10 protein-coding genes are annotated in these 12052 nt (G+C 38.8%); 7 read left to right on the top strand and 3 right to left on the bottom strand.

Annotated features, from left to right (window positions below):
- Positions 1-2: 2 nt before the first annotated feature.
- The 7 genes from B3I52_RS13415 to B3I52_RS13445 all read left to right on the top strand — a co-directional run bounded on the left by B3I52_RS13415 (position 3) and on the right by B3I52_RS13445 (position 9108).
- Positions 3-1541, top strand: a complete 1539-nt coding sequence (locus B3I52_RS13415; RefSeq protein WP_293302068.1) for a RagB/SusD family nutrient uptake outer membrane protein — start codon at positions 3-5, stop codon at positions 1539-1541.
- A 15-nt stretch (positions 1542-1556) separates the two neighbouring features.
- Positions 1557-3062, top strand: coding sequence for a DUF4886 domain-containing protein (locus B3I52_RS13420; protein ID WP_293302071.1), 1506 nt, complete (start codon positions 1557-1559; stop codon positions 3060-3062).
- Positions 3063-3196: 134 nt separating this feature from the next.
- Positions 3197-4525: a glucoamylase family protein gene (locus B3I52_RS13425; protein WP_293302073.1), complete on the top strand. Its 1329-nt coding sequence runs from the start codon at positions 3197-3199 to the stop codon at positions 4523-4525.
- Between the two features lie 6 nt (positions 4526-4531).
- Complete coding sequence (gene bglX / locus B3I52_RS13430; protein ID WP_293302076.1) at positions 4532-6823, top strand: beta-glucosidase BglX; 2292 nt, start codon at positions 4532-4534, stop codon at positions 6821-6823.
- 140 nt (positions 6824-6963) lie between these two features.
- Positions 6964-7743, top strand: a complete 780-nt coding sequence (locus tag B3I52_RS13435; protein WP_293302078.1) for a phospholipase — start codon at positions 6964-6966, stop codon at positions 7741-7743.
- Between the two features lie 348 nt (positions 7744-8091).
- Complete coding sequence (locus tag B3I52_RS13440) at positions 8092-8550, top strand: DUF1569 domain-containing protein (protein ID WP_293302081.1); 459 nt, start codon at positions 8092-8094, stop codon at positions 8548-8550.
- Between the two features lie 120 nt (positions 8551-8670).
- A complete protein-coding gene (locus B3I52_RS13445; protein ID WP_293302084.1) occupies positions 8671-9108 on the top strand; it encodes a VOC family protein in 438 nt (145 codons plus the stop codon).
- A 93-nt stretch (positions 9109-9201) separates the two neighbouring features.
- Here the strand turns inward: B3I52_RS13445 and B3I52_RS13450 are convergent, their stop codons facing one another.
- The 3 genes from B3I52_RS13450 to B3I52_RS13460 all read right to left on the bottom strand — a co-directional run bounded on the left by B3I52_RS13450 (position 9202) and on the right by B3I52_RS13460 (position 11714).
- Positions 9202-9567, bottom strand: a complete 366-nt coding sequence (locus B3I52_RS13450) for a hypothetical protein (protein ID WP_293302087.1) — start codon at positions 9565-9567, stop codon at positions 9202-9204.
- Between the two features lie 391 nt (positions 9568-9958).
- Positions 9959-10687 (bottom strand): YebC/PmpR family DNA-binding transcriptional regulator, encoded by a 729-nt coding sequence (locus B3I52_RS13455; RefSeq protein ID WP_293302089.1) that lies wholly within the window; start codon positions 10685-10687, stop codon positions 9959-9961.
- A gap of 82 nt (positions 10688-10769) precedes the next feature.
- Positions 10770-11714 (bottom strand): NAD-dependent epimerase/dehydratase family protein, encoded by a 945-nt coding sequence (locus B3I52_RS13460; RefSeq protein ID WP_293302092.1) that lies wholly within the window; start codon positions 11712-11714, stop codon positions 10770-10772.
- Positions 11715-12052: the final 338 nt, after the last annotated feature.

Genomic DNA, 12052 nt, shown 5'->3' on the forward strand with positions numbered 1-12052 from the left:
CAATGAAAAGTTTTAAAAACATAACAAAATATTTTTTGGCTGCAATACTTATCGTCATTGCATTGCCATCCTGTAAAAAATTCTTAGACCTTGATCCACAAGGTAAATACGATACAGGTACTTACCCTTATCCAAAAGGCTCTGGACCTTTTGATGGCGATATATTTGCCGCCTATGATGTTTTACGCTCCTATGATGCTACAGGTTCGGGCTTTATTGCAGCAACCAGTATTCGTAGCGACGATGCCGACAAAGGCAGTACACCTACCGATGGGCCTTCGTCTAAAGAATTTGATGACTTCACTTTAATCTCTACCAATGGTTTACTAGATGGAATGTGGAAAAGCTATTATAACCTAATTGGAAAAGCAAATGGAGTTCTTGATAGGATAGCGAAAGACCAAGATCCAGGAACTACAACAGAAGTAAAAACCTATGCCGAAGCTGAAGCCAAGTTTTTACGTGCTTATGGCTATTTCATGTTGGTAAGATTGTTTGGAAGAGTGCCTTTAGTTGATAAAGTTTATGCTGATCCAACTCAACAAGCTAATATTCCGCAAAGCGAACCTACTACTATTTATACTTTTATAGAAAGTGACCTTAATTTTGCAGGGGCACACCTACCTCCAAGCTGGGATCCAAACATATTTCCGGGAAGGGCTACAAGTGGTTCTGCTAATGGATTATTGGCCAAAGTATATCTAACGCAGAAAAAATGGGGGCCAGCTATGAGCGCAGCTAACAAAGTAATTATTTCTGGACAGTATGATTTATCCACTACCTACGATAAAATTTTTGGTGAGGATGGCGAAAACAGCAAAGAGTCTGTTTTTGAAATTCAATGTACTGCAACCCTAGTAGAAAAAAGAGCTAACGGAAGCCAATTTGCCAGCATACAAGGCGTAAGAGGTTCGGGCGATTGGAACTTAGGCTGGGGTTTTAACTCTCCTAGTGGCCAACTAAGTGCGGCTTACGAAACTAACGACCCTAGAAAAGCAAGAACATTTTTAAGTGTTGGTGTACCAACTATTTATGGAGAAACCTTATTGGCCGGAAACCAAGCAGCCGATGCTCCTAAGGTTTACAACCATAAAGTACACTCAAACCCTGCCCGTAGAAAAGCTTTACTAGACAACTTCTCTTATTGGATGAATATCAGAATATTACGCTATGCAGATGTGGTATTAATGTATGCAGAAGCAGCTAATGAAGTTGGAGGAACAACCAATACAACAGATGCACTGGAAAAGCTAAATAGCGTAAGGCTAAGAGCTCGTAATGGAAATAATGCTATCCTGCCAAACGTTACCACTACAGATCAAGGAGAATTAAGAAATGCGATTAGACAGGAAAGAAGAATTGAATTGGCGATGGAGTACGATAGATTTTTCGACTTGGTAAGATGGGGAACCGCTAAAACTGTATTACATGCGGCAGGAAAAACTGGTTTCGTAGAAGGTAAACATGAAATATTGCCTATTCCTGCAGCACAAATTCAAATTAGTAAAGGAGTATTAACTCAGAACTTTGGTTATAACTAATTAAAATATTGAATAATGAACAAATTATTTAAAACATTAGCCAAATGCAAGCTTAGTTTACTTGCATTAGCAGTGGCACTGATTGTTGGTAGCTGTACCAAAGACAATAATCCTTTTGATCTAAAAGACGCAGATAAATCGCAATATGGCGGAAATTCAAATGACGGCGTAATCAAAATTCTTGCTATTGGAAACAGCTTTTCTGAAGATGCCTTAGAAGCTAATCTATACGAATTAGCGAAAGAAAAAGGAAAAACTGTAATTATCGGAAATATGTACATCGGTGGAGCCTCGCTAGCCGAGCACAAGAAAAATACAGACAACAAAGCTTCTGTTTACAATTACAGAAAAATAGGGAAAGACGGTGTTAAAAGAATCTATAACGCTATTAGAATGGATATGGCTATAGAAGACGAACATTGGGATTACATTAGTTTCCAACAGGTAAGCCAAAACTCTGGCCAACTAGAAACCGTCCAAGCCTCGTTGCCTGCGGTTTACAACTATGTTAAATCTAAGGTTACCAACCCTAACGTTAAATATGTTTACCACCAAACTTGGGCCTATGCACAAAGTTCAACCCACGAAGGTTTTGCCAACTATGGCAATAACCAAACAACCATGTATAACGCCATTGTAAATGTTTCGCAAAAAGCAAAAGACATTGTTCCGATAAACATTATTGTACCAGCGGGTACAGCCATTCAAAATGGTAGAACAAGTGCTATGGAAGATGGTTTTACAAGAGACGGCTACCACCTGAATGATTTGGGTAAATACACCGCAGCTTGTACGTGGTTCGAGACCCTGTTTGGCCAATCGGCAGTAGGCCTACAATACAAGCCTGCCGGGATGGGGAATTTCGAAGCTGCTGTAGCACAAAATGCTGCCCATAGAGCAGTTTTAAAACCCTTCGAAATTACTGCCATGCCAGATTTCTTGGGCGAGCCTGGGCCATTAACAGCACCGGTACAAATTGATTTTGGTGATTTAACTGCCTCGCCTAATTGGAACCAAGTTCGCACGGTTACCGCGGGTACTAGGATTAACTTAAAAGATAGCCAAGGAAAAGAATACGGTGGCTTGGCACTTACCATTACCGAAAGATTTAATGCCATTAATACAGACGGCCCAGCGGTTACCAATACACCTTTCAATATGCCCGAAAATGTATCTCGACGTTCGTTCTTTGGCAATTCAAAAGCAGCATTTAATAGCATTATAGTTGCACAAAGCACATTTGTACTTTCTGGTTTAGACCAAAGTCGAACTTATAACATTTGTTTCTTTGGTGCTAGGGGTGGCGTTTCAGACAATCGCGAAACTAAGTTTACTGCAATTGGTACAAACCAAGCTGAAGCTAACCTAAATACCTCATCAAATACTGCTAATACCGTTTGTGTAAATGCGATTAAACCAGATACTAACGGAAAAATTACGGTTAAGGTAACCTCGGGAGCTAATAATAACAATGGTTCTGGATTTTACTACCTTACCTCTGCTGTGCTAACATCAAATTAATCCATAGCTAATTCTAAATCATAGCCATCACTTCGTATAAACTACGTTGTGATGGCTATTTAACTGATCATACATCTATCCTGTTTCAAAACAAAAACCTTGGGCTTTTGTAGCCTAAATCAATAAACACACCAATGAAACTTAAATTATTCATTATTCCCATCCTTGCCCTTTTAGGAAGCTGCTCCGTCAGTAAAACGAACAATACCCCATTAAAACTATCTGACGATGAACTTTTAACTGAAGTTCAAAAACAGACCTACAAATACTTTTACGAAGGTGCCGAACCAACTTCAGGTTTGGCCAGAGAACGTTATCACATAGATGACATCTACCCACAAAACGACAAAGACATTATTGCTGCTGGCGCAAGTGGTTTCAGTATTATGGCAACTATTGTAGCCATAGAACGCAAATTTATTACCCGAGAGCAAGGTTATCAGCACCTTAAAAAAGGTTTAGATTTTTTGGCCAAGGCCGATAGGTTTCATGGCGTTTGGGCGCACTGGATGTATCCCTCTGGAAAAGCAAAACCTTTTAGCCAAGGCGATGATGCTGGCGACTTGGTAGAAACTTCTTTCATAGCCCAAGCATTGGTTACCTTACGCCAATATTACCTTAATGGCAGCGAACAAGAGAAAGTGTTAGCACAAAAAGCAGATGAACTTTGGAAAGGGATTGATTGGAATTTCTATAGAAAAAATAACGAAAACGTATTGTATTGGCATTGGTCGCCAACGGTTGGCTGGAAAATGAACTTTGCCATTACAGGTTACAACGAGTGTTTAATTACTTATGTAATGGCCGCCTGCTCCCCTACCCATGGCGTACCTGCCGAAGTTTATCATCAGGGCTGGGCTAAAAATGGCGATATTAACACCAACATTAACTTATACGGGCATCCAATTAAACTAAAACATAATGTAGTTGGCGAAAGTGTAGGACCTCTTTTCTGGTCGCACTACTCGCACCTTGGCCTAAACCCAAAAGGATTAAAAGATAAATATGCCGATTATTGGGAAGAGAACAGAAACCATGCTTTAGTAAATTACGATTATGCAATTGCCAATCCGAAAGGATATAAAGGCTACGGAAAAAACTCTTGGGGCTTAACTGCAAGCTACTCTGTAAAAGGCTACGCTGCCCACATGCCTAGCGAAGATTTTGGTGTAATTAGCCCAACAGCAGCACTTTCTTCTTACCCTTACACGCCAAAAGAGAGCATGCAAGTAATCAGACATCTTTACGAAAACATGAAAGACAAAGTTTGGGGCGAATATGGTTTTTACGACGCTTACAGCGAAACTGCTAACTGGTACCCAAAAAGATATATTGGTATTGATCAAGGCCCTATTGTAATCATGATAGAAAATGCCCGTACCGGATTACTTTGGAAACTTTTTATGAGCGCTCCAGAAGTACAACAAGGATTAACAAAACTAGGCTTCACCTATTCAAAATAAAGACACATGAAGAAAATAATTATAGCTTTTGTAGTAACATTAACTTTACCTGTTTTTGCACAGCAGAAGAAATCAGTACCAACCGAAAAACAAAAAATGAATACTTTCATCAGCAACCTAATGTCGAAAATGACAGTTGATGAAAAGATTGGGCAACTGAATTTAGTTACTGGTGGCGAAGCAACTACAGGGGCAGCAGTAAGTACAGGTGTAGAAACAAAAATTGCCAAAGGTAACGTTGGCGGCATTTTCAGTTTAACCACACCACAAAAAATTCGCAAGGCACAAGAAATAGCTATGCGCAGTCGTTTAAAAATTCCTTTGATCTTTGGTCAGGATGTGATACACGGTTACAAAACTACTTTTCCTATTCCATTGGCATTGGCCGCAAGTTGGGATATGTCTTTAATAGAAAAAACGGCTAGAATTGCCGCAACTGAAGCAACGGCCGATGGTTTAAACTGGACTTTCTCGCCAATGGTAGATTTAGCCCGCGACCCACGTTGGGGCCGTGTAGCCGAAGGTAGCGGTGAAGATCCGTTCTTAGGCTCGGCAATTGCCAAAGCCATGGTAAAAGGTTATCAAGGCAACGATTTAAAAGCTATTAACACCATGATGTCGTGCGTAAAGCATTTGGCCTTATATGGCGCAGCTGAGGCTGGTAGAGATTATAACACTACCGACATGAGTTTCGACAGAATGTACAACGAGTACTTGCCTCCTTACAAAGCGGCAATTGATGCAGGTGCAGGAAGCGTAATGGTTTCGTTTAACGATATTAACGGCGTACCGGCTACGGCTAACAAATGGTTATTAACTGATTTATTGCGTAAAGAATGGGGATTTAAAGGCTTTGTAACTGCCGATTATACTGGCGTTAGCGAATTAGTTGCACATGGCTTGGGCGATTTAAAAACCGTGTCGGGCTTAGCCTTAAAAGCAGGTACCGATATGGATATGGTGAGCGAAGGTTACTTAACTACCCTAAAACAATCCTTAAAAGAAGGTAAAGTAACCATTGCACAAATTAACACCGCTTGCCGTTTAATTTTAGAAGCCAAATACAAATTGGGTTTGTTTGATGATCCTTTTAAATATTGCAGCGAAGACAGAGCCACTAAAGAAATACTGACCCCAGAAAATTTAAAGTTTGCCCGCGAAACCGCTACCAAAACATTCGTATTGTTAAAAAACGAAAAGCAAACTTTACCATTACAAAGAAAAGGAACAATTGCTTTAATTGGCCCATTGGCTAACACGGCTAGTAACATGCCTGGTACTTGGAGCGTAAACGCCGATATGTCTAAAGTGCCTACGCTATTACAGGGCTTAACCGAAGTAGCTGGCGATAAAGTAAAAATTGTACACGCTTTAGGCTCAAACTTAATTGCCGATGCCAATCAACAAATTTGGGGAACGGCACATGGCAGAGATATCCCGCGTGACAATCGCCCAGAAAGTGAAATTATTGCTGAAGCAGTAAAAGTAGCCGAAAATTCTGATGTAGTAGTAGCTGCTTTGGGCGAAGCTTCGGAAATGAGTGGCGAAAGCTCAAGCCGCACCGATATTGGCATTCCAGACACACAGAAAAAATTATTAGCGGCATTATTACAAACTGGCAAACCGGTGGTTTTAGTACTTTTTGCAGGCCGCCCAATGACTTTAACATGGGAACAAGCAAATGTACCAGCTATCCTTAACGTTTGGTTTGGCGGTGTAGAAGCTGCAAAAGCTATTGGTGATGTGCTGTTTGGCGATGTAAATCCATCTGGAAAAATCACCATGACTTTCCCTCAAAATGTAGGGCAAATTCCATTGTATTATGCACATAAAATGACTGGTCGCCCACTTGGCGATAGACCTTGGTACAGCAGATTTTGGTCTAATTATTTAGATGTAACTAACGACCCTTTATATCCTTTCGGTTATGGCTTAAGCTATACTACATTTAGCTATGGCAATGTTAAAATAAGTAATAACACCTTAAAACCCGGACAGCAAATAACGGTAACCACTACAGTAACAAATAGCGGTGCTCATGCGGGAGAAGAAGTAGTACAACTTTACATCCGCGATTTAGTAGGCAGCAGCACCAGACCAGTAAAAGAATTGAAAGGTTTCCAAAAAATTAGCTTAAAGCCTGGCGAAACCAAAACAGTAACTTTCGCTATTACCGAAGAAATGTTAAGATTCTACAACAGCCAATTAAAATTTGTATCGGAAGCTGGTGATTTTAAAGCTTTTGTGGGCACCAATTCTAGAGATGTAAAAGAAGTTGACTTTAAATTAGTGAAATAATAATCTTCAGCCATCATTTCGACAGCCTGCTCCAAACATTCGGAGAAGAATGAGAGCTTGTCTCGATTTTAACAGCGAGAAATCTAGCATAATGTTAGATTTCTCGCTATGTTCGAAGTGACGAAGTAATTTAACAAAACATGAAAAGAACAAGTATTCTAGCCCTATTATTCTTCCTTACCCTAAGCGCCTTTGCTCAAGACTTATCACTTTATAAAAAAGAAGAGTTTGTAGCCAAAGGCGATACTTTGAGATACCGTATCCTCTATCCTAAAAACTTTGATGCCAGCAAAAAATATCCGGTAATATTGTTTTTACATGGCAGAGGCGAAAGTGGTAACGATAACGAAAGGCAGCTTACCCATGGCGCTAAGTTGTTTCTAAATGATAATTTTAGAAATAACAACGAAGTCATTACCATTTTTCCACAATGTGCCGAAAATAGTTATTGGGCAAACGTTGAAATAGAAACTGTATCGAATAAACGTTTTTTTACTTTCGTAAAGGGAGGGCAAGCAACTTTGTCCATGAGTTTACTACTTCAATTCAGCGGTCAATTTTTCAGAAATAGTTTTGTAGATCCTACTAAAATTTATGTTGGCGGCCTATCAATGGGTGGCATGGGTACCTTCGAAATTTTAAGAAGAAAGCCAAAAACCTTTGCTGCCGCATTTGCCATTTGCGGAGGCGACAATGTGCAAAACGTAAAGAAATACAAAAATATTCCTCTCTGGATTTTTCATGGTGGCTTAGACGATGTGGTAACTCCCCAATTTTCGTATGGCATATACAAAAAGCTGACCGATTTGGGCAATAAACCTAAGTTCACCCTATATTTAAAGGCAAACCACAACAGCTGGGATAGCGCCTTTGCAGAGCCAGAATTACTGCCTTGGCTACTGTCGCACAAAAAACAATAGGAAAACTGTTTAAAAATGGACAACTATTTTACATTGCCTTTGGCGAGGACGCCAAAAGTTGCCCTACTTGCAGAGGACGGTGCCCCCGCCGTCCATACACATATTTATTTGACCAAAAAAACAAACTAAAGTAAGTCCGTATAAGCTAATGCTAAATCAGCATGACGAGCAGCCTAATTGCCGTGACCCTAACCACAAAATAGCTGCGAAGCAAATTTATTTCAGGGGCTGCCATACTTAAATTAGTATATGTGACTTATAAATGAATAAAATAATACTATAACCCAAGTTAGTAAGCCATAAGTCGGTTAATTTTCAGTTTTGATTTTTTACTTTTAACTTGGCCTTATGGATTTACCTAATATTTTCAGCAAAGAAGTTTCCGAAGGTGTTATAGAACGAATAAACCAATTAACAGCAAGTTCTCAGCCACTTTGGGGCAAAATGACCGTAGCGCAAATGTTGGCACATTGCTGCGTTACCTACGAAATGGTTTATACCGACAAACATCCCAAACCAGGCTTTTTTATGGGATTTATTTTGAAAAATTTCGTGAAAAAGATGGTAGTATCTGCTAAGCCCTATCCGAAAAGTTCAAGAACAGCTCCTGCGTTTCTAATTAGCAATGAACGAGATTTTGAAGCAGAAAAACAACGTTTAATAGCTTACATACGCGAAACCGAGGTATTAGGTTCTTATATCTTCGATGGTAAAAAGTCGCTTTCTTTTGGTCCCTTAAGCGCTAATGAATGGAACAACATGCTGTATAAGCATTTAGATCACCATTTAAAGCAATTTGGTGTATAAATTTATTCGAAAAACAAAGTAAATTAGCACATCACAGCTAAACATCTCTAGCCTATTAGGTGTTGTGTTATTATAGCTTAAGAGCACCAATAACTAGGTCTTCGAATAAAAAATAAAACTATGGCAACTATCAATCCACACATCAACTTCAACGGAAACGCAGAAGAAGCATTCAATTTTTACAAATCAGTATTTGGCGGAGAGTTCATAAAGATTATACGTTTTAAGGACTTGGCAGGCATGGAATCTCAAATACCAGCAAGCGAAGCAAATAAAATAATGCACATAGCGCTACCTATTGGCCACAACGTATTAATGGCTAATGATGTACCCGAAAATATGGGACCAACAAACGAAAATGAGCATAGAAGTAAAATTTCAGTAAGTGCCGAAAACAAAGCGGAAGCTGATAGATTATTTAACGGACTTTCGGCAGATGGGCAAATTGAAATGCCAATTTCAGACAGTCCATGGGGTTCGTACTTTGGAATGTTTAGAGACAAGTATGGCATAGAATGGATGGTAGAATTTGATCCTAATGCTCAAAACCAACTTTAATTTAAGGCACATCTAGTACTACTTACCTAGCTTATTTCAACAATTAGCATAGTTAAGCGTTTATGCCTACTTCAGCATGGGTAAATAACACCATCATTTATCTATACAGCTACACGTCCAGCGGTTATCTGGGTTAGACGGAAATACCAAGAAGAATTTATTAGGCCTGTCGGTTTTGTCTGCTTTACCGCCATCAAAATAGCCTCCTTTAAAAACTAGGTTACCTTTTGCATCAACCGTAAATTTCCCCTTGCTGGGCTTTTGGAAACCTTCGTAAGTATAAGTTCCATCTTTTTTAAGGGTGAAAGAACCTTTGGGAGTATATTCGTACGAACCACCAGTATATTTGGAAGCAGTACATCCATATTTACCATACTTTACAGCAGCAGCCGTACTTTGAGCTTTGGCTGACCAAGAAAAAACAATTAGGGCAATGGCCAAGAAATAAAAATTTTTCATACAATTTAAAAGATAAGAATGTTAAAATAAACCGAACCCTAATATACTGATTATCAAAACAAATTAGCAACCTCAGTCTAATTATTCTTTTTTAAATAACTCTTATGATAGTTTACGTCATAGTTTTCCACTTAGCGTATTACTAACCTTAGCGAGCACGCCAATATGAGCAATCTTTTTTCACCTTTCTGTAAAAGTAATTATGTTACGTACACAGGGGCTTGATTAATAATGTGCTAATAACGGTCTTAAAAGCTGGTCCGAAATTAATTTCGGGAGACGAATCTCACATCTTGCGTTACGCTAAACTTACCTACTGCAAGTTTTTTTTAAGAAAAAAAATCCCGCAGCTTAAACTACGGGATTTCTTTTTTACAGCTGGAGAATTATATTATTCTGCCATATTATGATAAACGGCTTGTACGTCATCGTCTTCTTCCAGTTTATCAATAAGTTTCAGTACATCTGCAGCCTGCTCTTCTGTTACTTCGTGGTGCGATAAAGCAATACGCTCCAATTTAGAGCTTTTTAATTCCAATCCTTTTTCTTCTAAAGCTTTTTGCAAAGAGCCAAAATTCTCGAACGCACCTTGCGCTACTACAATATCATTTCCCTCTTCATCTGCTTCTACGTAAAGTGCTTCTAAACCCGCATCAATTAATTCAAACTCTAATTCTTCCAAATCAAGCTCTTCTGTTGGCACAAACCTAAAAATAGATTTACGGTTAAAAACAAAATCTAATGAACCGGTTTTGCCCAACGAACCATTTGTTTTATTAAAATAACTGCGCACGTTAGCTACCGTACGGTTGGTGTTATCTGTTGCTGTTTCAATTAAAACCGCAACACCATGAGGGGCGTAACCTTCGTAAACAATCTCCTCATAGTTGGCCATAGATTTATCAGATGCACGTTTAATAGCCGCCTCTACCCTATCTTTTGGCATGTTTACCGCTTTGGCATTTTGCATAGCCGTACGTAAACGAGAGTTGGTTTCTGGGTTTGGCCCCGACTCCTTAACCGCCATTACAATATCTTTACCAATACGTGTAAACTGTACGGCCATTTTAGACCAACGCTTAAATTTTCTTTCTTTTCTAAATTCGAATGCTCTTCCCATTTTATTAGTATTTAGTAGTAAGTATTTAGTATTTAGACGAAAGCAAAACTTTACACCTTAATCCTTATACCTAATACCTCTTTTATTTTTTCAAGTTCATTAACATATCTAATGTCAATTTTGCGATATCAAACTCAGGTTTCCAGCCCCATTCATTTTGTGCAAAACTATCATCAATTGATTTTGGCCAGCTATCGGCTATTTGTTGCCTCGGATCATGCCCGGCATAGGTTAGTTTAAAATTAGGAATATGTTTTTTAATTTCTTCGGCCAAAACTTCTGGTGTAAAACTTACGCCGCCAAAGTTGTAACTAGAACGAATACTAATTTGATTTTCAGGTGCATCCATTAACTCAATAGTTCCACGAATGGCATCGTCCATATACATCATTGGTAATTCGGTTTCTGCCGACAGAAACGAAGCATAACTTCCTTTTTTTAATGCTTCATGAAAAATATGTATAGCATAATCTGTTGTGCCACCACCAGGGGCAGCTTTCCAGCTAATTAGTCCCGGATAGCGAATACTTCTTACATCTAGTCCATATTTTTGGTGATAATACTCACACCAGCGTTCTCCCGCTAATTTACTGATACCATATACCGTATTTGGATCCATGGTACAAAATTGAGGGGTATTGTTTTTTGGGGAATTTGGACCAAATACGGCGATAGAACTTGGCCAGTAAACCTTTGCCGTTTTATATACCAATGCTAAGTCTAACACATTTAGCAAACCGTTCATGTTCAAATCCCATGCTAGTTTAGGGTTTTGCTCTCCCGTTGCAGAAAGTAGTGCCGCTAATAGGTAAACTTGTGTAGGTTTATATTTTGCGAAAATGGTATTTAAAATATCTTTTTCCAATACATTCACAAATTCAAATGGCCCTGCGTTTTTGATTTCGTAATCTGGCCTACGAATATCGCAGGCAACCACGTTATCGTTACCATAAGTAACACGTAGGGCTGTTACTAACTCAGTACCTATCTGACCATTTGAGCCCAAAACCAATATTTTATCTTTCATACGTAATTTAAATTTGACAAAGTTAAAAAATTGGACTAAAAAGCCTTATCAATTTTTTTAATAACCTGATTTCGATTAATTTTAATCTTTCAAATTCTAAAGCAAATTTGAAATTATCCCTTCTGGTGTCACTATTTTTCAGTAATTTAGCTTTACTTTCAATTGTAGGATAATCCATCCTAAAAGCAAATCCATCCATACTTTACAAGTCCACCTTAAGTTCGCCTCAAGTCTATTCTTACTTTAGCTTTGTAGGTGTGTTTCCCTAACCTTTATATACCTCATCACTCATGGTTGGCCACAACTACACAGCTTTTTCTTTTTTAAGAGGGAAAGTC

The sequence above is a fragment of the Pedobacter sp. UBA4863 genome (assembly GCF_002399615.1).
Classification (GTDB): Bacteria; Bacteroidota; Bacteroidia; order Sphingobacteriales; family Sphingobacteriaceae; genus Pedobacter.